This window comes from Amycolatopsis sp. NPDC104863, assembly GCF_055582965.1.
The window spans coordinates 760,373-781,647 of the sequence record NZ_JBVJOW010000004.1; the positions used below are offsets into that span (position 1 = coordinate 760,373).

The 21,275-nt window shown below is 71.7% G+C and carries 22 protein-coding genes and 1 pseudogene; 9 read left to right on the top strand and 14 right to left on the bottom strand.

What is annotated here, in order from left to right; translation table 11 throughout:
• Window positions 1-132: 132 nt before the first annotated feature.
• The 5 genes from ACZ63J_RS25235 to ACZ63J_RS25255 form a co-directional block, all read right to left on the bottom strand.
• Window positions 133-942: an arylamine N-acetyltransferase family protein gene (locus tag ACZ63J_RS25235; RefSeq protein ID WP_465400279.1), complete on the bottom strand. Its 810-nt coding sequence runs from the start codon at window positions 940-942 to the stop codon at window positions 133-135.
• A gap of 105 nt (window positions 943-1,047) precedes the next feature.
• Window positions 1,048-1,671 (bottom strand): superoxide dismutase, encoded by a 624-nt coding sequence (locus tag ACZ63J_RS25240; protein WP_103355325.1) that lies wholly within the window; start codon window positions 1,669-1,671, stop codon window positions 1,048-1,050.
• Window positions 1,672-1,870: 199 nt separating this feature from the next.
• A complete protein-coding gene (locus ACZ63J_RS25245; RefSeq protein ID WP_465400278.1) occupies window positions 1,871-2,530 on the bottom strand; it encodes a biliverdin-producing heme oxygenase in 660 nt (219 codons plus the stop codon).
• 73 nt (window positions 2,531-2,603) lie between these two features.
• Complete coding sequence (locus tag ACZ63J_RS25250; RefSeq protein ID WP_465400277.1) at window positions 2,604-3,200, bottom strand: TetR/AcrR family transcriptional regulator; 597 nt, start codon at window positions 3,198-3,200, stop codon at window positions 2,604-2,606.
• 16 nt (window positions 3,201-3,216) lie between these two features.
• The gene (locus tag ACZ63J_RS25255; RefSeq protein WP_465400276.1) at window positions 3,217-4,716 is read right to left on the bottom strand and encodes a glutamate-cysteine ligase family protein; all 1,500 of its coding nucleotides are present in this window, start codon (window positions 4,714-4,716) and stop codon (window positions 3,217-3,219) included.
• 211 nt (window positions 4,717-4,927) lie between these two features.
• On the opposite strand from ACZ63J_RS25255, the gene ACZ63J_RS25260 reads away from it, so the two are divergent.
• From ACZ63J_RS25260 to ACZ63J_RS25270, 3 genes and pseudogenes are all read left to right on the top strand, one after another.
• Window positions 4,928-5,734, top strand: a complete 807-nt coding sequence (locus tag ACZ63J_RS25260; RefSeq protein ID WP_465400275.1) for a TrmH family RNA methyltransferase — start codon at window positions 4,928-4,930, stop codon at window positions 5,732-5,734.
• Window positions 5,735-5,776: 42 nt separating this feature from the next.
• Window positions 5,777-6,388, top strand: coding sequence for a DUF2537 domain-containing protein (locus ACZ63J_RS25265; protein ID WP_465400274.1), 612 nt, complete (start codon window positions 5,777-5,779; stop codon window positions 6,386-6,388).
• A gap of 199 nt (window positions 6,389-6,587) precedes the next feature.
• A pseudogene (locus ACZ63J_RS25270) lies at window positions 6,588-6,942 on the top strand (MmcQ/YjbR family DNA-binding protein).
• On the opposite strand, the gene sepH reads toward ACZ63J_RS25270, so the two are convergent.
• From sepH to ACZ63J_RS25285, 3 genes are all read right to left on the bottom strand, one after another.
• A complete protein-coding gene (gene sepH / locus ACZ63J_RS25275) occupies window positions 6,939-7,787 on the bottom strand; it encodes a septation protein SepH (RefSeq protein WP_465400273.1) in 849 nt (282 codons plus the stop codon). The pseudogene ACZ63J_RS25270 and the gene sepH overlap by 4 nt on opposite strands.
• Before the next feature lie 189 nt (window positions 7,788-7,976).
• Window positions 7,977-9,122: a sensor histidine kinase gene (locus ACZ63J_RS25280; protein ID WP_465400272.1), complete on the bottom strand. Its 1,146-nt coding sequence runs from the start codon at window positions 9,120-9,122 to the stop codon at window positions 7,977-7,979.
• A complete protein-coding gene (locus tag ACZ63J_RS25285) occupies window positions 9,119-9,781 on the bottom strand; it encodes a response regulator transcription factor (protein ID WP_465301936.1) in 663 nt (220 codons plus the stop codon). The genes ACZ63J_RS25280 and ACZ63J_RS25285 overlap by 4 nt, the downstream gene beginning before the upstream one ends.
• Before the next feature lie 113 nt (window positions 9,782-9,894).
• On the opposite strand from ACZ63J_RS25285, the gene ACZ63J_RS25290 reads away from it, so the two are divergent.
• The 5 genes from ACZ63J_RS25290 (at window position 9,895) to ACZ63J_RS25310 (ending at window position 14,768) form a co-directional block, all read left to right on the top strand.
• Entirely contained in the window at window positions 9,895-10,437 is a 543-nt protein-coding gene (locus ACZ63J_RS25290) for a hypothetical protein (RefSeq protein ID WP_465400271.1), read from the top strand.
• On the top strand, window positions 10,434-11,528 hold the full coding sequence (locus ACZ63J_RS25295) for a peptidoglycan-binding protein (protein WP_465400270.1): 1,095 nt from the start codon (window positions 10,434-10,436) through the stop codon (window positions 11,526-11,528). The genes ACZ63J_RS25290 and ACZ63J_RS25295 overlap by 4 nt, the downstream gene beginning before the upstream one ends.
• Window positions 11,525-12,211 carry an ABC transporter ATP-binding protein gene (locus tag ACZ63J_RS25300; RefSeq protein WP_465341249.1) on the top strand — a complete coding sequence of 229 codons (687 nt, stop codon included), beginning with the start codon at window positions 11,525-11,527 and terminating at the stop codon, window positions 12,209-12,211. The genes ACZ63J_RS25295 and ACZ63J_RS25300 overlap by 4 nt, the downstream gene beginning before the upstream one ends.
• Window positions 12,208-13,413: an ABC transporter permease gene (locus ACZ63J_RS25305; protein WP_465400269.1), complete on the top strand. Its 1,206-nt coding sequence runs from the start codon at window positions 12,208-12,210 to the stop codon at window positions 13,411-13,413. The genes ACZ63J_RS25300 and ACZ63J_RS25305 overlap by 4 nt, the downstream gene beginning before the upstream one ends.
• 131 nt (window positions 13,414-13,544) lie before the next feature.
• Complete coding sequence (locus ACZ63J_RS25310; protein WP_465400268.1) at window positions 13,545-14,768, top strand: glycosyltransferase 87 family protein; 1,224 nt, start codon at window positions 13,545-13,547, stop codon at window positions 14,766-14,768.
• Here the strand turns inward: ACZ63J_RS25310 and serC are convergent.
• Window positions 14,761-15,885 (bottom strand): phosphoserine transaminase, encoded by a 1,125-nt coding sequence (serC, locus tag ACZ63J_RS25315; RefSeq protein WP_465400267.1) that lies wholly within the window; start codon window positions 15,883-15,885, stop codon window positions 14,761-14,763. The genes ACZ63J_RS25310 and serC overlap by 8 nt on opposite strands.
• Before the next feature lie 208 nt (window positions 15,886-16,093).
• Here serC and ACZ63J_RS25320 point away from each other — a divergent pair, with 208 nt between their 5' ends.
• Window positions 16,094-16,258: a hypothetical protein gene (locus ACZ63J_RS25320; RefSeq protein ID WP_465400266.1), complete on the top strand. Its 165-nt coding sequence runs from the start codon at window positions 16,094-16,096 to the stop codon at window positions 16,256-16,258.
• A 49-nt stretch (window positions 16,259-16,307) separates the two neighbouring features.
• On the opposite strand, the gene ACZ63J_RS25325 is transcribed toward ACZ63J_RS25320, so the two are convergent.
• From ACZ63J_RS25325 to ACZ63J_RS25345, 5 genes are read right to left on the bottom strand one after another with little or no spacing between them, the layout of a single operon-like run.
• Complete coding sequence (locus ACZ63J_RS25325; protein WP_465400265.1) at window positions 16,308-17,648, bottom strand: serine hydrolase domain-containing protein; 1,341 nt, start codon at window positions 17,646-17,648, stop codon at window positions 16,308-16,310.
• Between the two features lie 59 nt (window positions 17,649-17,707).
• Window positions 17,708-18,328: a response regulator transcription factor gene (locus ACZ63J_RS25330; protein ID WP_465400264.1), complete on the bottom strand. Its 621-nt coding sequence runs from the start codon at window positions 18,326-18,328 to the stop codon at window positions 17,708-17,710.
• The gene (locus ACZ63J_RS25335; protein ID WP_465400263.1) at window positions 18,325-19,482 is read right to left on the bottom strand and encodes a sensor histidine kinase; all 1,158 of its coding nucleotides are present in this window, start codon (window positions 19,480-19,482) and stop codon (window positions 18,325-18,327) included. The genes ACZ63J_RS25330 and ACZ63J_RS25335 overlap by 4 nt, the downstream gene beginning before the upstream one ends.
• Window positions 19,479-20,288 carry an ABC transporter permease gene (locus ACZ63J_RS25340; RefSeq protein ID WP_465400262.1) on the bottom strand — a complete coding sequence of 270 codons (810 nt, stop codon included), beginning with the start codon at window positions 20,286-20,288 and terminating at the stop codon, window positions 19,479-19,481. The genes ACZ63J_RS25335 and ACZ63J_RS25340 overlap by 4 nt, the downstream gene beginning before the upstream one ends.
• Complete coding sequence (locus ACZ63J_RS25345) at window positions 20,285-21,124, bottom strand: ABC transporter ATP-binding protein (RefSeq protein ID WP_465400261.1); 840 nt, start codon at window positions 21,122-21,124, stop codon at window positions 20,285-20,287. Before ACZ63J_RS25345 ends, ACZ63J_RS25340 begins: the two co-directional genes overlap by 4 nt.
• Window positions 21,125-21,275 lie beyond the last annotated feature (151 nt).

Here is a 21,275-nt window from a genome sequence, read left to right on the forward strand (position 1 = left end):
CTCCGCAAGGAGCCTCTTGCCCGGGAGATGAGGTTAGGCTAACCTCATACATGTCCGCTTCGTGGTGGGAGCGGCAGTCAGTTCGGGAACGGACGGAGCCCCGGCCCTGGGAACCCCAGGCCGGGGCTTCGTTCATTGCACGGGAAGTGTCGGGCTGAGCGATCCGCTCGTCAAGGGGCTCTCACCCGGCGGAGTGGGCAGCCGCGTCAGCGGGAGGCCGAAGTAGACGCGGTACGCCGTGCGGATCGCGGCTTCACCCGTCAGCGTGATTTCGTGCCGGACGCCGTCGACCGTCTCGATCAGCTTGCTGCCCGACAGCGTCACCCGGCCCTGGGACGTCGGCCGCGAGCACGTCAGCGACTTCGTGAAGTGGGACTCCGGGGACGTCGCCTGCCACCAGGCCATCGGGACGAAGTCGGACAGCGGCCGCGGCCGGCGCTCGAGGCGGTACTGGGGCTTGCCGTCCATGACGACGTCCACGTCGCCGTGCGGCGCGTCCAGGAGCAGGAACTCACCGTCCGGATCGGACTGGCCGTCCACGCCGGACAGTCGCAGCGGGTGGCGGGAGAACCGGCCGAAGCCGACGTCGACCAGCCAGGGCTCATCCAGGGACACGATGATCGCCGCGTGGTCCAGCGGGGGGCCGAGCGTCCCGTCCGGCCGGAACACCTGCGCCGCGTGCAGCGAGGCGTCGTAGCCGAGCTCGCGCAGCAGCGCCGCGAACAGGCCGTTCAGCTCGTAACAGAATCCACCGCGACGCCGGTGGACGATCTTGTCGAACAACGCCTCTTCGCCGAGTTCGACGGGCTCGCCGAGGTGGATGCTCAGGTTCTCGAACGGCACCGTGGTGAGGTGGCGTTCCTGCAGATGGCGCAAGGTCGTCAGGTCGGCCGTCGCGGGCCACGCGACCCCCAGGCGGGCCAGATACGCGTCAACGTCCATGCCGCCACTCTCACACCTCGACCGCACTCGAGGTCAAGCGATTTCACCCGCCGACGAAAAACGGGGCCCTTCCGGGTGGAAGGACCCCGTTGCCGAGGGAGAAACTCAGCCGAGCAGCAGGCCGTTGCCACCGGCGACGGCGTTGTCGAAGCGCTTGGAGATCTCCGCCCAGTTGAAGATGTTCCAGAGAGCCTTGACGTAGTCCGGCTTCACGTTCTTGTAGTCCAGGTAGAACGCGTGCTCCCAGACGTCGACCAGCAGGATCGGCACGGTCGGCAGGATCAGGTTGTTGTGGTGGTCGCGCAGCTGCTGGGTGATCAGCGTCTTGCCGATCGGGTCCCAGGAGAGCGCGCCCCAGCCGTTGCCCTGGATCGTCGTCGACACGGCGGTGAACTGCGCCTTGAACTTGTCGAAGGAGCCGAAGGCCTCGTCGATCGCCGCGGCCAGCTCGCCGGTCGGCTTGTCGCCGCCTTCCGGCGACAGGATCTTCCACCACACGACGTGGTTGGCGTGGCCGGCCAGGTTGAAGGCCAGGGTGGTCTCCAGGCCGACGATCGAACCGAAGTCGCCGGCGTCGCGCGCTTCGGCGATCTTGTCGAGCGTGTCGTTCGCGCCCTTGACGTAGGTCGCGTGGTGCTTGCTGTGGTGCAGCTCGTTGATCTCGCCGGAGATGTGGGGCGCGAGGGCGCTGTAGTCGTAGTCGAGATCGGGGAGCTCGTAGCGGGCCATTGGCCCTCCTTCTGTCTTCGACACAAGTTTCCGGTATCGAACCTAGTAGCACACGCCCGCTCGCGGCGAGCGGGGGCGCGTGGCCGTCACTGCGTGGGACGACCGGGGCTCGACAGTGGCGTACCCGGGGGTCCGCCACCCGAAACCGAGCCTGCTACCTGGACCTAACTGGAGGTCAACGAGCTGTGACGACGATCATTCAGGCGCGGTACTCGTCCAGCCGCGAAGCGAGCTCCTCGAACACCGCGACGTTGCACTCGAACGCCACCAGCGTCTCGTCGATGACGCGGGCGCGCTCGGCCTCGTCCCACGGCGCGTTGTCCAGCTTCGCGCGGTACTGGTCGCGGAAGCGGGGCGCGCTGCCGATGCCCTCGAAGTGGTAGAAGAGCGTGCCGGACTCGGCGACGTCGTACTTCTTCTCCAGCAGCCGCCGGATCGCCTGGCCACCGGCGATGTCGCCGAGGTAGCGCGTGTAGTGGTGCGCGACGTACCCGCCCGCCCACGAAGACGCTTCGCCGATTCGCGCGACGTACGCCTGCGTCGAGGCCAGAGGGGAGATCGTCGAACGCCAGTCCGGGCCGACCAGGTGCGCGAGGTCGCGCTCCAGGTTGGGCAGCCGCCGCAGCTCGTCGAAGACGAACTCGCCGCCGACCGGGTGGCCGGCCATGCGGTCGCTCGCGGCCTCGATCGCGCCGTAGACGAAGTAGTACTGGATCGCGAGCTGGGTGTAGCCCTCCTGCGTCAGCTCGCCGCCGAGCAGGGCGCGCATGTACGTCGAGTAGTTCGCCTTCTCGTGCACCTCGAGCGTCGACGCGCGCAGGGTCGCCGAGAACGGGCGAGCATCCGTGGTCACCGACATGGGGCAGCCTCCCGGCGATCGATCTGACACGCTGTCAGAAAGATCGTAGGGCATATTTCCGGGTTAGGCTACCCTAAATGGCGGCTCCGACCGCTCGGAGCACAAACCGGACCGCCGCCTCGACGACGTCTTCCAGCTGCTCGGCGGGCCCGTCGACCAGCGTCCGGTTGCCCAGCGCCGCCGTGATCATCGGGATCAGGACGTCCGGGTCGGCCGCGGGCCAGCGCCCCAGGTCGACGCCGCCCGCGAGGATCGCGCGCAGCCGGTCGGTGATCGGGTCGGCGTGCGCGCTGATCCGGCGGTACGCCGCGGGCGCCAGCGCCGACGCGAGCGCCGCGCCGGGCGGCATGTGGTACTCGGCCAGCACGCGCAGCTGCAGCCGGACGAAGGTGGCCAGCTGGTCCACCGGGTCGGCCTGCGCCTCGACGGCCTCGGTCAGCCGCGTGACGTACCGGGCGGCCTCGTCCTCGACGAAGGCGACCAGCAGGCTTTCCTTGTCCGGGAAGTGGTTGTACAGCGCGGTGCGGCCCACGCCGGCCGCCGCGGCGACCCCGGCGAGCGTGATCGCGTCGAAGCCGCGTTCGTAGAGCTGCGCGCGCATGACGTCGAAGACCCGCGCCCGGACCTCGCGCCGGTGCGCTTCCAGCGACTCACCGAGAATCTTCGGCATCGGCCCAGGCTAGCGCTCAGTCGTCGAGCGGCCAGGTGTGCACCGGCTCACCGGACTCCGACAGCTCCAGGTAGCGCGCCAGCATCCGGGTGAGCGCCGCCTCGCGGTCGAGGCCGCGTTCCTGTGCGCGCACGACGTAGTCGCGCTGCCAGGTCGCCCCGGTCTTCCGGGCGAGGCACCGGCGCTCGATGATGCCCAGGTAGCGCTCACGGGCCTCGTCGGAGACGTCGGAGCGGCGCAGCCCCTCGTGGGCGAGCGGCAGCAGGACGCGCAGCGCCAGCTCGTCCGGCGGGATCCAGCCGATGCCGGGCCAGTACAGCTGCGCTTCGAAACCGCGGCGCGCGCCGGCGTAGAGGTTCTCCTCCGCGGCCTGGAAGGACATCTGGCTCCACACCGGGCGTTCCGCCTCGGCGAGCGCGCGCTGGGCGCCGTAGAAGAACGCCGCGTTCGCCACCGTGTCGACAACCGTCGGCCCGGCCGGCAGCACGCGGTTCTCGATGCGCAGGTGCGGCAGGCCGTCGACGACGTCGTACACCGGCCGGTTCCAGCGCCAGATGGTGCCGTTGTGCATGCGCAGCTCGGTGAGCTTCGGCGCCTGCCCCGCGTCGAGCGCTTCGATCGGGTCTTCGGCGTCGGTTTCCGGGAGCAGACCGGGGAAGTAGCGGACGTTCTCTTCGAACAGGTCGAAGATGGACGTGATCCACCGCTCGCCGAACCAGACCCGCGGCCGCACACCCTGGTTCTTGAGCTCTTCCGGCCGGGTGTCGGTCGCCTGCAGGAACAGCGGGATGCGCGTCTCGTGCCACAACGCCTTGCCCAGCAGGAACGGCGAGTTCGACGCGAGCGCGATCTGCAGCCCGGCCAGGCACTGCGCCGCGTTCCAGTGCGCCGCGAACTCCTCCGGCGCGACCTGGAGGTGCAGCTGCACGCTGGTGCACGCGGCTTCCGGCAGGATCGACTCGGCGTAGCTGCGCAACCGCTCGGGCTGCTGGCCCGACAGCGGCGCGCCTTCCATGGCCAGCACCGTGCGCTCGCCGCGCGCGGCGAAGATCTGGTCGTTCAGCGTCGAGTACCGGGTCTTGTTGGTGAGCCACTTCTGGTCGAAGTGCTCGTGCTTCAACGTCGGCAGGATGCCGATCATCGCCAGCGCCGATCCCGTGTCGCGCGCCTTCGCCGACGCCGTCGCCAGGTACGCGCGGAGGTCGTCTTCCAGCTGGAGGGCCGAATCGCCGGCCAGCGGCCGCGGCGGCACGTTCAGCTCGAGGTTGTGCTGGCCCAGCTCCGTGGTGAACGACGGGTCGTCGAGCGCCTCCAGCACCGCGGCGTTCGTCATCGACGGGCGCATCTCGCGGTCGACCAGGTTCAGCTCGACCTCGAGGCCGATGTTCTTGCGGGGGAACGAAAAACTGCCGTCCGTGAGCATGCGGGCCAACGTGTCGAGACAACGCTGCACCTTGCGGCGGTACCGTCCGCGGTCGAGCGTGTTGAACGGTTGAGCCGCGAGGTCCATCCCCATGACCATCCCTGCTTTGTGTCGGTGTGGAACTAGGACGTGTTTCAAGTCCTGGCGGACAACCGTTTCACAGCCGTTGCAACCGGGCTAGCGGCCAAACTGGTGCTCTCCGTCACGAGGGGTTAACCGACAGCAAAATAGACCCGTTCGTACCACTCCGGGATCGACGTTCGGACCAGTCGGGCACCCGGTGGGCGGATGACAGACTGGGCGGATGGGCGTGATCCACATCGACGACTCCGGCGACCCGCGCGTCGACGACTTCCGCGACCTGTCCACAGCGGACCGCCGCCCGGACCGCCCGGGCGGCAAGGGACTCGTCATCGCGGAGGGCACCGTCGTGGTGTCCCGGCTGCTGGCGTCCCGGTACCCGGTGCGGGCGCTGCTGGGCGTCGAACGGCGGTTCGCCGAGCTGGCCGGCGATCTCGACGGGACGGATGTGCCCCAGTACGTCACTTCCGCGGAGACGATGGCCGACGTGGTCGGCTTCCACCTCAACCGCGGGATCCTCGCCGTCGCCGGCCGGCCCGCGCCGCTCACGGTTTCCGACGTCGTGGCCGAAGCGCGCACGATCGCCGTGCTGGAAGGCGTGGGAGACCACGAAAACCTCGGCGCGCTCTTCCGCAACGCGGCCGCGCTCGGCGTCGGCGGGGTGCTGCTCGGCCCGGGCTGTTCCGACCCGCTGTACCGGCGCAGCGTGCGCGTGTCGATGGGTCACGTGCTGCGGGTGCCGTTCGGGCACCTGACGGACTGGCCCGGCGGCCTGGACGAGCTGCGGGCGCACGGCTTTTCGGTCGCGGCGTTCACCCCTCGGCCGGGCTCGGTTCCGCTGCGCGAGCTGCGGAAGCACGCGCCCGGACGGGTCGCGCTGCTGTTCGGCGCCGAAGGCCCCGGACTGACCGAGGCGGCGCTGGCGGCGGCTGATCACGCGGTCCGGATACCCATGCCGGCGGGAGTCGACTCCCTCAACATCGCCACGGCCGCCGCCGTGGCCTTCTACGAACTGGCGGACGCCGACTAAGGTTCTGGTCTCGGGACTGGTCGAGCGGCGCGAAAGGACCCCATGGAGCTGCGGATCCGCGGTGAGCGCGCCGTGCTGGCCGGCCCCGGCGGGGAACACGCCCGTGAGGTGGACCCGCACAAGCTCGCGATCGGCGCCGACCTGGCGCAGGCCCTGCACGAGTGGGCGCGCGTGGCGGCCGCGGTGTCGGTCGACTCCGGCGCCGAGGCGGGCGCGGTCGTCTCCCAACGCGGCCGCCAGCTGGCCGGCCGGCTGGCCTCGGTGATGGGCACGACGGTCCGGTTCGTCGACCCGGTCACCGGCGCCGACACGGTGGTCGAGCCCCCGCCGCGGCCCACCGAACCCGGCCAGCGCCTGGTCCGCTCGCTGCTCGGCCCGCCGGGCGAGCCGGGGGAGCCGACGCCGTGGCTGACCGGGCTGACGGTCTCGGCGTTCATCGCGGCGGTGGTCGTGGTCGCCATGCTGGCGCTGGCCTCGACGTTGGCCCGCGAGACCAGCGGCTGGCTGGCGCTGGTGGCGTCGGTGGTCGTGACGGCCGGGATCGCGCCGTCGTTGTGGCTGGTCCGCCGGACGCCGATTTTGCGCTGGGCCGCTTACGGGGCGGCGGGCGGTGTGGTCATCGCTTGGATCGGGGTGCTGGTCATCGCGCTTTAGCGGGTGCGATGACCTCCAGACGACGACCCGCCGCCGAGCATCGGCAGTCTGGCGACGAGCAGAACCAGTGGCCCGACCGACCCAGAGGTGCCGGGTCGAGCCCCCACTGTCCGGATGCCACGGGAGAACAACCGGAACTTCAGCTCACCGCGGCGCCTGTTCAGCAGACGGCGTCGGACGCAGGTCGTAACCTGGCGGGATGAAGCAGCTCGACGCGTTGCGGAAGGTGTGCCTGGCCCTGCCGGAAGCGACCGAGCGCCTCAGTCACGGCTCGCCCGCCTGGTTCGTGCGCGGCAAGAAGACCTTCGTCATGTTCGCCGACGACCACCACGGTGATGGCCGGCTCGCCTTCTGGTGTCCCGCTCCGCCCCGGGGCGCAAGAGGAACTCGTGCGCACCGAGCCGGGGCGGTTCTTCCGGCCGGCCTATGTCGGGCATCGTGGCTGGCTGGGCGTGCGGCTGGACGTCGACGTCGACTGGGCTGAAATCGACCGGATCGTGCGCGAGGCCTACCGGCTGGTCGCGCCGAAGACACTCGCGGCGCTGGTGGACTAACCGCGCTGCGAGCGGACCCCGAGGAGCACGTCCTCCCAGGACGGCACGATCGGGTGATTCTTCTTGGCCTTCGGCCGCGGCTCGTCGTTAGCCGCGGTGTCGTCCTCCGGGTCGGCCGGGACACGCGGGATCTCGCGCGTGTCGTCGTCCGGGTCCGGCTCGGCGGCCGGCAGCTCGGCGCGTTCCGGCGTGACGGAGTCCAGCGTCGGCTGGAACTCCGCGTCGCGGGCCGGGTCGAGGGCGCGGACCGTGCGGGGGGCGCGGTAGGCGTTCGGGTCGAGCAGGACCTCGGCGTTCTCGTCGAGCGCCACGACCGTGCCGCCGTGCGCGCCGGGTGCGAACGCCCAGTGCGCGCGGTTGTCCGAGCGCCCGGCCTTCCACTGCAGCACGACGACCCAGCGGCCGTCGTCGCCCTTCCAGGCGTCCCAGGCGGCCTTCGAGTAGTCGTGCCCGCGGACGCCGAAGCCGTACGCGACGACCTCGCCGAGCGTCTGCACGTCGGGGCCGTCCTCGCGGACGGGGTGGGCGCTCTGGGCGAGCTCGGCGGTCCGGGACCGCTCGAGCAGGACGGGGTAGGCGTACCGCTCGACGCGCTGCTCCGAAATCCCGGCGCCCGCCGCGACTTGCTGGACTGACTCGCCGGCACGGATTCGCGCCTGGATCTCGCGTGGCCGCATCTGGCTCTCCAACTCGATTTCGATCTGGCCGAGGCGGGTGAGGTCACCCCGCGCCGCCGCGCGCAGTCTTTCATCGGCCGGGAGGAGGAAGCGCGTACCGCTCGCCGAGTCTTCGCACACGATGGACTTACCGTCCTCGTGCAACCCGACTACCCGAAGCGCGCGCATTGTTCGCCTTCCCCGATGCTTCACCGTTGTGGGTGCCCACGTTAGAACGGCGCGTCGGCTTGACGTGCGAGGCGCGCCGAGTCCGCACCGAACTGCCCACTGTTCACTTAGCGACGTCCGCATCATGGATCACCCAGGTCGGCGGCCGCCGGGTGACACGCCGGACACGGTCAGTCACGATCGAGTGGATCACGCCGGCGGCAGCCGGACGACCACGGTGAGGCCGCCGCGCCGGCCGGGCTGGGCGTCCGCGTACCCGCCGTGGGCCTGGGCCACCGACCGGACGATCGACAGCCCCAGCCCCGCGTTGCGCGTGTCCCCGGTCCGCTCCGACCCCACCCGGCGGAACGGCTCGAACAGCGTCGGCACGGCTTCGGGCGGCACCACCGGCCCGGAGTTGCGCACCTCCAGGGCCGGATCCCCGCGGACCTCGACGTACACCCAGCCGCCCGCGGCGTTGTACGTGATCGCGTTGACCACCAGGTTCGTCACCAGCCGCTCCAGCAGCACCGGGTCGCCCGCGACCACCCGCGGCCGCAGGCGGGTCTCCACCTTCACCCCGGCCGACTCGGCCTGCGCGGACGTCGCCCGCACGACCGACGCCACCACCTCGTCGAGCCGGACCGGGGTGCGCGCGGTCAGTCCCCGGTCGCTGCGGGCGAGGACCAGCAGGCCCTCGATCATCCGTTCGCTGCGCTCGTTGGTGTGCAGCAGGTGCGTGCCGAGCTTCCGCAGCTCGGGCGCCACTTCCGGGTCGGCCATCGCGACCTCGATCAGCGTCCGCTGCACCGCCAGCGGCGTCCGCAGCTCGTGGGACGCGTTCGCGACGAACCGCTTCTGGCTGTCGAACGACTCCGCGAGCCGGTCGAGCATGCCGTCGAAAGTGTCGGCGAGCTCCTTCAGCTCGTCGGGCGGGCCTTCGAGGTTGATCCGCCGGTCGAGCTTGCCCGCCTCCAGCCGCCGCGCGGCCGAGGTGATGTCGTGCAGCGGCCGCAGCGCGCGGCCCGCCATCAGCCAGCCGAACAGCACCGCCAGCGCCGCCGTCACGACCAGCGCGATCGCCGAGCCCACCACCAGCGAGGACAGCGTCGAGGAGCGGTAGTCCGCCAGTGAACCGCTGAGCAGCCGCACCGCGACACCCTGGGAGCCCACCGTGTCGGCCGGGACGCCGTAGGTCAGGTCGGCCGTGCCGATCGTCGAGGAGGCGACCCGGGCCGGGTCCGGCAGCGTGCTCTGCACCAGCAGGTAGTTGATGACGACCAGGACCAGCCCGGCCAGCAGGAACAGCCCGCCGTACCAGGCGGTGAGCTTCGCGCGGACCGAAATGCCGTTCACCGGGCGCCGAACCGGTAGCCGGCGCCGGGCACGGTCTCGATCACCGGCGGGTCGCCGAGCTTGCGCCGCAGGGTCATCACCGCGACGCGCACCGCGTTGGTGAACGGGTCCGCGTGCTCGTCCCACGCCTTTTCCAGCAGGGCCTCGGCGCTGACGACCGCGCCCTCCGCCCGCATGAGCACCTCGAGCACGGCGAACTCCTTCGGCGAGAGCAGCAGGAACCGGCCGTCACGGGCGGCCTGGTGGCGCGGCAGGTCGAGCACGACGCCGTCGCGCTCCAGCACCGGGGGCAACGCGGGCCGCGCGCGCCGCGACAGCGCCTGCACCCGGGCGACCAGCTCGGCGAAGGCGAACGGCTTCGTCAGGTAGTCGTCGGCGCCGGCGCCCAGGCCGGCCACCCGCTCGGTGACGTCGGCGGCCGCGGTCAGCATCAGCACCCGCGCCTCGCCGCCCGCCCGGACCACGGCGGCACAGACGTCGTCACCGTGCACCTTCGGCAGGTCGCGGTCCAGGACCACGACGTCGTAGCCGTGTACCCCCACGCGTTCGAGGGCCTGCTCGCCGTCGTAACAGACGTCGACGGCCATGGCGAACCGCCGCAGCCCCTCCGCGACCGAGTCGGCCAGCAGCCGTTCGTCCTCCACCACCAGCACCCGCACCCGCCCAGTCTGCGCAGGAGGGCCATAAGGACCGCATAAGCGACGTCGCTTAGCGCGCCCGAATCCCCCGATCCGTAGACCTGGCACCCAACCGAAGGAGAAAGGAGCGAGCCATGCGGACACGGATCGTCGTCGCGGCGCTCGGGGCGGCCCTGCTGCTCGGGGGCTGCGGCGCGAAGGGCGACGACGGGTCGAAGGTCGCGTCGATCTCGACGCCGCCGAAGCCGGGCGGCCCCACGGCCGCGGACAACAGCGGCAAGAGCGACGAGGACAAGATGCGCGACTTCGCCAAGTGCATGCGGGAGCACGGCGTCGACATGCCCGACCCGAAGCCGGCCGGTGAGGGCGGCGGGATGGCGGTCACCCTCGGCGGCGACGGCGCCGACATGGGGAAGATCGAGGCCGCGCAGAAGGCGTGCAAGCACCTTATGCCCAACGGCGGCGAGATGAAGCCGCCGAGCGCCGAGGAGCTCGACAAGATGCGCAAGGACGCCAAGTGCATGCGCGAGCACGGCATCGACATGCCCGACCCCGACCCGAGCGGCAAGGGCGCGACGCGGCTCGGCGGGCCGGGCGACGACCCGAAGAAGTTCGAAGCCGCCGCGAAGGCCTGCGGGATGGGCGCGAGCATCAGCGCCCGCGGGGCGGACCAATGAGCGAAGTGACCCACCTGAAGCCCCGCCGTCGTGGCCGGACGCGCTGGTTCGTCGCCGCCGCGGTGATCGTCGTGGTGCTGGGCACCAGCTCCGTCGTGATCCTGACGCGGGTTTCGAGCGCGACCCCCGTCAAGGAGGCCGCGCCGCCGTCCGTCGAGACGGCGGAGGTGGCCAAGACCGACCTGAGCGAGGAGGAGGAGGCCGACGGCACGCTCGGGTACGGCGACGAGGACGGCGTCCAGGGCCGCAAGCCCGGCACGATCACGTCGCTGCCCGCCGCCGGCGCCACCCTCACCCGCTGCCAGCCGGTGTACGGAGTCGACGCCAAGCCGGTGCCGCTGTTCTACGGCACCCTGCCGTTCTACCGCGACCTCGCGGCGGGCGCGGCCGACGGCGCCGACGTCAAGCAGCTGGAGGAGAACCTCAAGGCGTGCGGGTTCGGCGGCTTCGGCACGCCGGACAAGAAGTTCACGTCGGCGACGGCGTCGGCGCTGAAGAAGTGGCAGAAGTCGCTCGGGCTGGAGCAGACCGGCGCGTTCGGCCAGGGTGACGTCGTGCTCGCGGCCGGCGAGGTCCGGGTGTCCGCGCTGTCGGCCAAGCTCGGCGCGCCGGCCCAGGGTGACGTCCTCAAGACGACCGGCACCGTCCGCTCGGTGCAGGTGAAGCTCGACGCGGCGAAGCAGGATCTCGCGCAGCAGGGCGCGAAGGCGTCGGTGACGATCAACGGGAAGACGACGCAGGGCACGATCACCGACGTCGGGCGGACCGCCGTCGAGGGCAAGGACGCGGCGGGCCAGGACGACGGCAAGCCCAAGATCACCGTGACCGTCCGGCTCGACGACCCGGCCGTCGCCGGCTCGCTCGACTCGGCCCCGGCAACCGTCCGGTTCACCAAGAGCGTCCACTCCGGGGTGCTCGCGGTCCCGGTCGGCGCGCTGCTCGCGCTCGCCGAAGGCGGTTACGCCGTCGAGGTCGACGAAAACGGGCAGCGCCGGCTGATCGGTGTCCAAACGGGACTGTTCAGCGGCGGGAAGGTCGAGGTCACCGGCGCCGGGCTGACCGAAGGCATGAGGGTGGTGACGACGTCGTGACGCCCGTGCTGCGCGTCCACGAGGTCACGCGCACCTACCCCGGCGGGGTCGCCGCGCTCGACGGCGTCTCGCTTTCGCTGGAGGACGGCGAAATGGTCGCGATCGTCGGGCCGTCCGGGTCGGGGAAGTCGACCCTGCTGCACCTGATGGGGACGCTCGACCGGCCGTCGTCGGGCCGGGTCGAGCTGCACGGCCACGACGTCGCCGCGCTGTCGGACCGCAAGGTCTCCGCGTTGCGCTCGCGCTGGATCGGGTTCGTGTTCCAGCAGTTCTTCCTCGACGAAGGGATGAGCGCGGTGGACAACGTCTGCACCGGCCTGCTCTACGCGGGGGTGCCGCGGCGACGGCGGCGCGGGCGGGCGCTGGCCGCGCTCGACCGCGTCGGGCTCGGGCACCGGGCGTGGCACCGGCCGGGCGAGCTGTCCGGCGGGGAACGCCAGCGCGTCGCGATCGCGCGGGCGGTCGTCAACAACCCGGCGATCCTGCTGGCCGACGAGCCGACCGGCAACCTCGACACCGGGACCGGCGCGTCCGTGCTCGGGCTGCTCGGCGAGCTGTCCGCCGACGGCACCACGATCGTCGTGATCACCCACGACCGGGAGATCGCCGCGGGCATGCCGCGGCGGATCGAGCTGCTCGACGGGCACCTGCGGCTCGACACCGGTCTGGTGGGTGCGCGATGACCATGGTGACGCTCCCGGAGCCGGCCCGGCTCAAGCCGCCGGACGTCGTCGCGCTCGGCGCCCACGGCATGCGCACGCGGCCGGTGCGCGCGGTGCTTTCCGCGCTGGGCATCGCGATCGGCGTCGCGGCGATGGTCGCGGTGCTGGCGATCCCGGCGTCCGGCGCGCAGGCCCTGCACGACCGGCTGGCCGCGCTCGGCACCAACCTGCTCACCGCCGGGCCGGGCCAGACGCTGTTCGGCAAGGACGCGACCCTGCCCGACGACGCCATCCCGATGGCCCAGCGCATCGGCCCGGTGCAGGCGGCCAGCGGCACCGGGAACACGTCGGCGAACGTCCGCCGCAGCGACAAGATCGCGGTGGACGACACCTCCGGGCTCGCGGTGTTCGCCGCGCGGCCGGACCTGCTGGGCGTGCTCGGCGGGAAGGTCCGGGTCGGGTCGTTCCTGGCGGCGGGGAACCAGGACTACCCGGTGACGGTGCTCGGTTCGCAGGCGGCGGCCCGGCTCGGCATCGACCGCGTCGACCCGGCGCGGCCACCGCAGGTGCTGATCGGGACGCAGTGGTTCACCGTCGTCGGGATCCTCTCCCCGATGCCGCTCGCGCCGGAGGTCGAGCGGTCGGCGCTGGTCGGCTGGGACGTCGCGAAGCGGCTGCTCGGCTTCGACGGCCACCCGTCCACCGTGTACGTCCGCGCCGAAGAGTCCCAAGTGGACGGTGTGCGGTCGGTGCTGGCCGCGACGCTGAGCCCGCAGGCGCCGAACGAGGTCGAGGTGCGCCGCCCGTCGGACGCGCTCGCCGCGCAGAAGCTGACGGACACGACCTACAGCGCGCTGTTCCTCGGCCTCGGCGGGGTCGCGCTGCTCGTCGGCGGGGTCGGGGTGGCGAACACGATGGTGATTTCGGTGCTCGAACGACGTCGTGAGATCGGCCTGCGCCGCGCGCTCGGGGCCACCAAACGGCAGGTCCGCGGGCAGTTCCTGGCCGAGTCGGTGCTGCTGTCGGGGCTCGGTGGGCTCGCCGGGGTGCTGGCCGGGGTGCTGGTGACGGCGGGGTACGCGCTGAGCCAGGGCTGGCCGGCGGTGCTGCCGTGGGGCGCGCTGGCCGGCGGTGTCGGCGTCGCGGCGCTGGTCGGGGCGGTCGCCGGGGCCTACCCGGCGGTGCGCGCGGCGCGGCTCGCCCCCACCCAGGCCCTCGCCTGACCGACGTCCCGGGGTGACGCCTCGTCGCCCCGGGGCGGCGGTGAACGCCAGGTCAGTGCGGTTGCCGGTGGGAGAGGGCCGCCGCGCGCCCGGTAATCTCGGCCGGTCGAAGACCTGGCTGAGGGGGACGCGTGGTGCTGTCGGGGCGGAAGCTCGCATGGTCGCTGGCCGTCCTCGAGATCGCGGCCGTCGTGCTGGTCCTCCTGCTGAAGCGGTTCGACGGCCTCGACCTGGAGGTCTACCTGGGCGGCGCGAAGGCGCTGGCCGAGCAGGGCTCGCCGTACGAGGCCTGGGTGCCGACCACGCACCAGATCCTGCTGCCGTTCACCTACACGCCGTTCGCCGCCGCGGTGTTCCTGCCCGGCACGCTGCTGCCGTTCGCGGCGACGATGAAGCTGGTCAGCATCGCGTCGATCCTCGCGACCGGCGTGGTCGCCTACCTCTACGTCGCGACGCTCAACGGCTCGCTGACCGATGCGTCGAAGGTCCGTGGCCGCGCGGTGGCCGCGCTGGTCGCCATCGGCGCGCAGCTCGCCGGGGCCTTGCTCGAGCCGGTCCGTTCGACGCTCGGCTTCGGCCAGATCAACGCGCTGCTCATGGTCCTGGTGGTGCTCGACGTCCTGCTGCCCGGGGAGCGGCGGCGGACGAAGGGCCTGCTCATCGGCGTCGCCGCGGCGATCAAGCTGACGCCCGCCGTTTTTGTCGTGTACTTCCTGTTCCGCCGCGACTTCAAGTCGGCCGCGCGGGTCGTCGTGGGGTTCCTGGCCGCGGGCGCGCTGCTGTGGCTGGTCCGGCCGTCGGCGTCCTTCACCTACTGGACGAAGCTCGTTTTCGACGCGGGGCGGATCGGCGGTGTCGACTACGTCGGCAACCAGTCGCTACACGGTCTGACCGTGCGCGCCGGCTGGCCGGAGTTCGCCTGGGTGCTGGCTGCGCTGGTGGTGATGGCCCTGGTCGCGGTGGTCGTCGCGCGTGCCGAGCCGGTGCTCGGGCTCACCGCCTGCGCGCTCGGCGGGTTGCTGGTCTCGCCGATCTCGTGGACCCACCACTGGACGTGGTGCGTGCCGATCCTCGTCCTCGCCGGGTGGTACGCGTGGCGCTTCGGCCGGGCGATCCGGTGGACGGCGACCGCGGTGGTCGTCGCCGGGCTCGCGCTGTTCATCTGGGGCCCGATGTGGTTCGCGCCGCGCCCGGCGCCGTCGGCCGGCTGGTGGCTGGCGACGGAGTCCTACGAGCTGTTCGGCCTCGCGCTGCTGGTCCTGGCCGCGTTCGGCGCCCGTCGCCTGAGCACGGAAAAGGGGACCTCCGCCACCGAAGCGGCGAAGGTCCCCTCGAAGGAGCCTCAGGTCAGCTGAGCCGCTCGACGACGTACTCGATGCTCTGCGTGAGCTTCGAGATGTCGTCCGGGTCGATGGCCGGGAACAGGCCGACGCGCAGCTGGTTGCGGCCCAGCTTGCGGTACGGCTCGGTGTCGACGATCCCGTTGGCGCGCAGCACCTTCGCCACCGCGGCGGCGTCGACGTCGTCGCTGAAGTCCACCGTGCCGACGACCTGCGAGCGCAGCTCCGGGTCCTTCACGAACGGCGTGGTGTAGCTCGTCTTCTCGGCCCACTCGTACAGCCGCGACGACGAGTCCTTCGTGCGCGAGGTCGTCCACTCGAGGCCGCCCTGGCCGTTCATCCACTCGATCTGCTCGGCGAGCAGGAAGAGCGTCGCGACGGCCGGGGTGTTGTACGTCTGGTCCTTGCGGGAGTTGTCCAGCGCGGTGGTCAGCGAGAGGAACTCGGGGATCCAGCGGTCGCCGCCGCCGATCTCACCGATCCGCTCGACCGCGGCGGGCGAGGCCAGCGCGATCCACAGGCCGCCATCCGCGGCGAACGACTTCTGCGGCGCGAAGTAGTAGACGTCGAAGTCCTCGGCCTTGACCGGCAGGCCGCCGGCGCCGGAGGTGGCGTCGATCGCGACCAGTGCGCCGTCACTGCCCTCGGGGCGGCGGACGGGCACGGCGACCCCGGTCGACGTCTCGTTGTGCGCCCAGCCGACCAGGTCCGCGCCGGCTTCGTAGGCGATGTCCGGCGCGCTGCCGGCGTCGGCCTTGACGACGATCGGGTCGGCCAGGAACGGCGCGCCCTTGGTGACGGAGGCGAACTTCGAGGAGAACTCGCCGTAGGTGAAGTGCTGCGAGCGCTCGCGGACCAGGCCGAACGCGGCCGCGTCCCAGAACGCCGTGGTGCCGCCGTTGCCGAGGATCACCTCGTAGCCCTCGGGGAGGGAGAACAGCTCGGACAGCCCGGCCCGGACGCGCCCGACGAGGGACTTGACCGGCTTCTGCCGGTGCGACGTGCCGAGGTAGGTGGAGCCGGACTCCGCCAGGGCGCTCAGCTGCTCGGCGCGGACCTTCGACGGTCCGCAGCCGAAGCGGCCGTCGGCCGGCTTGAGGTCTGCGGGGATGGTCAACTCAGCGTCGGTCATGCCGCCAGTCTCTCAGGTCGGGACGCGGCAGGTCGAAGCGGTGCGGAACTGCCCGGTATGTGGAATAGCGGCTGTTCCGCGCAGTGGGACCGGTCCGGACGGAACCCGCCGTGACCGTAAAAACACGGTTACCGGCGGGCCCGGCGGCCGCTAGGTTCCCGGTCGTGACGACTGTGCAGCTGGCCTTCGCGGCGCCGCCCGAGGTGCTGTGGAACGCGCTCCCGGCGGGTCCAGGCTGGGGCGGTCTCGTCGACGGCCGGGATCGACGCCCATCGTCCAGGCGAACCTCGAGTTCGGCCTCTTCGACTGGGCCGGGGGCAACCGCCTCGGGGCCGCCGTCGCCCAGGCCGCCGGCGTCCCGGCACTGACCTGAGGGCCCCGCTCACCTCACTCTGGGGGTGTGAGCGGGGCCCGGCTCGGGCTCAGTGCCAGTTCTCGACGCCGCCCGGCACCGGCGCGGCCGGGTCGTACGGCGTGCGTGTGAAGACGAACGTGGCGAGGTCGAGGTGCGTCGCGACGCCTTCGGTGTTTCGCCCGACTACGAGCGTCTCGCCGGCGTAGTAGCCGTCGAGACCGAGGTAGGTGTCTTCGCCCGTCGCCTGGAAGCGGGAGCTGCGCCCGGGACCCTCGGCCGGGGCCAGCTGGAGCAGGCCGTCGCCCTGGATCCGCAGGTGGTACGGCGTCGGGCCCCAGTGCCAGAGCCCGGTCAGCGCGAGCAGCGCGGGGTCGACGGCGGACGGCTCCCACTCGGCGGGCACGCGCGGCTCGAGGGTGTCGGTTGTGGTGATCAGATCGAGGCAGAGCTGGGTGATGCCGACCCCGGACGTCGAGTTGGTGAGCACCAGCGCCCCCGTCTGCGCAACCGGGTCGATGATCGACGCGGCGAGGAACCCGGGCATCGAGCCGGTGTGCCCGGCCAGCCGCCGGCCCTGGTAGCGCACGAGCATCAGGCCGAGGCCGAACCCGGTCGTCCAGACGTCGGTGTCGTCGACGGTCACCATCGTCCGCATCTCCTCGATGGTCTCCGGCGCGAGCACCCCGCCGCCGTGGCCGCCGAGGAACGCCGTCCAGCGCCCGAGGTCGGTGGCGGTCGACCACAGCTGCCCGGCCGGGGCCATCGCGCCGGCGTCCGGGTGCGGCTCCGGCAGCAGGACGTCGGCGAAGGGGTGCACGGCGAAGCCCTCGGCGTGCGCGCCGACCGGGTGCGGGGTGGTGCGGGTCATCCCGAGCGGGCCGAGGATCTCCTCGTCCAGCACGGAGAGCCAGCCCTTGCCGCGGTGGCGCGCGACGAGCTCGCCGAGCACGCCGTAGCCCACGTTCGAGTAGTGGAACCGCGCGCCCGGCCGGTGCTTGGTGGCGCCGTCGGCGAGGCTGCCGGCGAGCGCGTCCCAGTCGGCGCCCGGCGTCCGCTCCCACCAGAGCCCGGGTGACTCCGAGGTCAGGCCGGAGGTGTGGGAGAGCAGCTGGGCGACGGTCGCGGCGCCGAAGGGCGTGCCGGGAACGTGCTTTTCGAGGGGGTCGTTGAGGTCGAGCAGGCCTTCGTCGCGCAGCCGCATGACGGCGGTGGCGACGAGCGTCTTGGTGATCGAACCCAGCCGGTACTGCGTGTCGGTGCCGGGCCGGGAGTCCCCGACGCGCCCGCGGGCCCCGGACCAGACGATCTCCCCGTCCCGCACCACGGCGGCGACGAGCGACGGCGCGCGACAGGCCGCCTGCTCATGGGCGATCCGGCGGAGCAGGACGTGTTCGGTCGACTCAAGCATGGGGGCATTCTGCCGCGCGGCGCCGGACCCGGCAGCCACCGGGACGACGAGCGCCGGGGTCAGCCGAGGAGGTTGCGGGCCATGGCGGTGGTCACCGCGGCCGTCCGGTCCGAGACGCCGAGCTTGCCGAACACGCGCAGCAGGTGGGTCTTCACCGTGGCCTCGCTGATGTGCAGCGCCCGGCCGATGTCCGCGTTGGTGCCGCCCGTCGCGACCAGCCGCAGCACCTCGGCTTCGCGGGCCGACAACGTCTGCGGCTCCGGGTTGCGGACCCGGTTGACCAGCTTCCCGGCCACCGACGGCGCGAGCACCGTCTCGCCGCGGGCGGCCGCGCGGATCGCGTTCGCCAGCTCCGTTCGGGAGGCGTCCTTGAGCAGGTAGCCCGACGCGCCCGCCTCGACCGCGCGCAGGATGTCGGCGTCCGTCTCGTACGTGGTGAGCACGACGATCCGGCGGCCGGGCTGCTCGCGCAGGATCCGCTTGGTAGCGCCGACGCCGTCCAGGCCGGGCATCCGCAGGTCCATCAGCACCACGTCGGGCCGGGCGACGCGGTCGAGCGCGACGGCTTCGTCCCCCGAACCCGCTTCGCCGACCACCGTGAGGTCGGGCTCGGCTTCGAGCATGCCGCGCAGCCCTTCGCGGACGACGGGGTGGTCGTCGACGAGCATGATGCGGATCAAGCGGGCACCTCCAAGGTGAGTTCGGTGCCGCTGGGGCCACTCCGGACGCTCAGTGTGCCACCGACCTGTTCGGCGCGGGACCGCATGCCACGCAGCCCGAACCCGGCGGTGCGGTCCGGGTCGAAGCCGACGCCGTCGTCGCGGACGGACAGCCGCACCGCACCGTCCACAAGGGACAACCGGACCGCCGCTTCGGCCGCGGACGCGTGCCGCCGGACGTTGTTCAGCGCCTCCTGCGCGCCGCGCAGCAGCACGACTTCGCTCGCCATGGCCAGCGTGGGCAGTCCTTCGTCCACTTCGTACCGCACCGCGAGCCCCGTCTCGTCGGCGAGCCGGTCGGCCTGACGGCGGACGGCGTCGACGAGCGACCCCGACGTGAGGTCGGCCGGCGCCAGCGCGGCGACCATCGCGCGGGCCTCGGTGAGGTTGTCCCGCGCGGTGCGGGTGGCCAGCTCCGCGTGCCGCCGCGCCGCCGCCGGGTCGGTGTCCACTTCGGACTCGATGGCCTGCGCGAGGGTGACGATGCTGGTGAAACCCTGGGCCAGGGTGTCGTGGATCTCGCGGGCCAGCCGTTCGCGCTCGGCCGCCGTGCCCGCCTCCCGCGAGAGCCGGGCCACCTCTGCCCGGCTCGCCTCGAGCTCGTCGATCAGCTCCGCCCGCGCCCGGCTCTCCTCGATGACGTGCAGGATGAACTTGCCGGACAGCACCCCGAACACGATGAGGATCGCGGTCATCGGCAGCAGGATGTGCAGCACCGGGCCCCGCAGCCCGTCGTTCACGATCGACGACGCCGGCGACATCAGGATCACCACCGTGGTGAGCACCGCCGCCGGGCGGAAGGTGAGCGTCGTGAACAGCAGCGGGCACACCATGAACAGGATGAAGCTGGCGGTGGTGTTGGCCAGCAGCGCGACCGCGACCAGGACGACGACGAGCACGGCCAGCGTCCACCGCTGTACCGGGTGCCCGTCGTCCCGCACGACCCGGCGGCCCCACACGAGGTAGGTGAGGGCCAGTGCGGTGAGCGCCCCGACCGCGACCACCGTCCGCACCGGATCGGTTTCGTCGAGGATCACCAACGCCGTCGTGGCGGCGTAGGCGACCGCGAAGAGGATTTCCCAGAGCCAGTTGAACCGGTCCCAGGCGTCACTCACTTCGCGTCGGTCCACCGGAAGCTCAGCCGCGCCAGCACCGCGCCCACCACGCACCAGATCCCCAGCACCAACGCCACCCGCGGGAGTTCCCATGACCCAGCCATCTCCATTCCGACCGCGCCGTCCGGCAGGAACACCGACCGGAAGCCCTGGCAGATCCACTTCAGCGGGAAGAACGACGCGATGTCCACCATGATCTTCGGCAGGTTCGTGATCGGGCTGACGAACACGCCGGAGATGAACTGCAGCACCAGGTACACCATCTGCACCACGGCGACCGTGCCGGTGGAGGACTTCCCGACCGAGCTGAGCGCGATCCCGAGCAGCGTGCACGAAATGATCCCCAGCAGGAAGATCCAGAACAGCGTCAGCCACTTCGCCGGCTCGGTGGGCAGCTTCAGCCCGAACAGCAGCACGGCGACGGCGGACATCAGCACGGTCTGCGCCAGGCTGGACACCGCGACCAGCACCATCTTGCCGATGAAGTAGGACGCCGAGGGCATCGGCGTGCCGCGAAGGCGTTTGAGCGCGCCGGCTTCCCGGTCGGCCGAGACGCCGGTCGCGATGCTGTTGAACGACGTCGAGACGATGCCGGAGCCGATCATGCCGGCCGCCAGCAGCTGCCCGGACGTGACGCCGGCGAGCGCGGTCGGACCGTCCAGGATGGACCCGAGCAGGATCATCAGGACCGCGGGTAGCGAGAAGGTGAAGACCACCTGCTCCTTGTGGCGGAAGAACTGCCGCAGCTCGGTGCCGCCGCGGGCCAGCCCCAGTGACAGTGTGCCCGGCAGCGTCAGCGTGGTCATGCCTTGTCTCCGATCAGGTCCAGGTAGACGTCTTCCAGGCTCGGCCGCGTCACGGTCAGCCCGGCGAGCTCTCTACCCCCAGCAGAGAGCTCGTTGACGAGCTTGGTCGGGTACGACGTGCGCTCGACGTGGTCGCCGCGGTCGTCGGTCCACCGCACGGTGGCCTCGGCGGCGGCCCGCCCGCCCAGTTTCTGCGGGGTGTCCTGCGCGACGATCTCGCCGCGCGCGATCACCGCGACGCGGTCGGCGAGCGCTTCGGCCTCGTCGAGGTAGTGGGTGGTCAGCAGGATGGTGGTGCCTTCGGCGGCGAGCTCGCTGATCAGCGTCCAGAAGTGCCGCCGCGCCTCGGGGTCGAAGCCGGTGGTCGGCTCGTCGAGGAACAGCAGCTCGGGGCGGCCGATGATGCCGAGGGCGACGTCGACGCGGCGCCGCTGGCCGCCGGAGAGCGACTTGACCCGGGCCTTCGCCTTCTCGGTGAGCCCGACCTTCTCGATCACCTCGTCGGGGTCGCGCAGGTCCGGGTAGTACTTCGCGAAGTGCCGGACGGTCTCGGCGACGCTCAGCTCGGCGGCGTCGTTGGCCGTCTGCAGGACGATGCCGATGCGCGAGCGCCACGCGCGCCCGGCCTTCCCGGGGTCCTCACCCAGGACGGTGACCTCGCCGGCGGTCCGCTGCCGGTGGCCTTCGAGGATCTCGACGGTCGTGGTCTTCCCGGCGCCGTTCGGGCCGAGCAGGGAGAAGACCTCCCCCGGGGCGATGTCCAGGTCCAGCCCGGCCACCGCGAGGTGACCGGGGTACTGCTTGCGCAGGCCGCGCACGCTCACTGCTGTGGTCATGGCTCAAGCTTGGTCGCCCGGAGCCGCGGAGAGGAGCAACGGCCAGCTGAATCCGGCTGTCCACCGATCGGTGGACAGCGGTGTCAGCCGGACCCGGCTTGGTTTCCCGTGGAACCACAAAAACGCTGTCATACAAGCAAAAACGGGCCTT

Bases quoted from the DNA above. Each gene is read 5' to 3' on its own strand.
- ACZ63J_RS25260 (WP_465400275.1), top strand. From the start codon at position 4,928: ATGGGCGTGATCCACATCGACGACTCCGGCGACCCGCGCGTCGACGAC.
- ACZ63J_RS25290 (WP_465400271.1), top strand. From the start codon at position 9,895: ATGCGGACACGGATCGTCGTCGCGGCGCTCGGGGCGGCCCTGCTGCTC.
- sepH (WP_465400273.1), bottom strand. From the start codon at position 7,787: ATGCGCGCGCTTCGGGTAGTCGGGTTGCACGAGGACGGTAAGTCCATC.
- serC (WP_465400267.1), bottom strand. From the start codon at position 15,885: ATGACCGACGCTGAGTTGACCATCCCCGCAGACCTCAAGCCGGCCGAC.
- ACZ63J_RS25345 (WP_465400261.1), bottom strand. From the start codon at position 21,124: ATGACCACAGCAGTGAGCGTGCGCGGCCTGCGCAAGCAGTACCCCGGT.
- ACZ63J_RS25340 (WP_465400262.1), bottom strand. From the start codon at position 20,288: ATGACCACGCTGACGCTGCCGGGCACACTGTCACTGGGGCTGGCCCGC.
- ACZ63J_RS25235 (WP_465400279.1), bottom strand. From the start codon at position 942: ATGGACGTTGACGCGTATCTGGCCCGCCTGGGGGTCGCGTGGCCCGCG.
- ACZ63J_RS25265 (WP_465400274.1), top strand. From the start codon at position 5,777: ATGGAGCTGCGGATCCGCGGTGAGCGCGCCGTGCTGGCCGGCCCCGGC.
- ACZ63J_RS25305 (WP_465400269.1), top strand. From the start codon at position 12,208: ATGACCATGGTGACGCTCCCGGAGCCGGCCCGGCTCAAGCCGCCGGAC.
- ACZ63J_RS25250 (WP_465400277.1), bottom strand. From the start codon at position 3,200: ATGCCGAAGATTCTCGGTGAGTCGCTGGAAGCGCACCGGCGCGAGGTC.
- ACZ63J_RS25240 (WP_103355325.1), bottom strand. From the start codon at position 1,671: ATGGCCCGCTACGAGCTCCCCGATCTCGACTACGACTACAGCGCCCTC.
- ACZ63J_RS25325 (WP_465400265.1), bottom strand. From the start codon at position 17,648: ATGCTTGAGTCGACCGAACACGTCCTGCTCCGCCGGATCGCCCATGAG.
- ACZ63J_RS25245 (WP_465400278.1), bottom strand. From the start codon at position 2,530: ATGTCGGTGACCACGGATGCTCGCCCGTTCTCGGCGACCCTGCGCGCG.
- ACZ63J_RS25255 (WP_465400276.1), bottom strand. From the start codon at position 4,716: ATGGGGATGGACCTCGCGGCTCAACCGTTCAACACGCTCGACCGCGGA.
- ACZ63J_RS25295 (WP_465400270.1), top strand. From the start codon at position 10,434: ATGAGCGAAGTGACCCACCTGAAGCCCCGCCGTCGTGGCCGGACGCGC.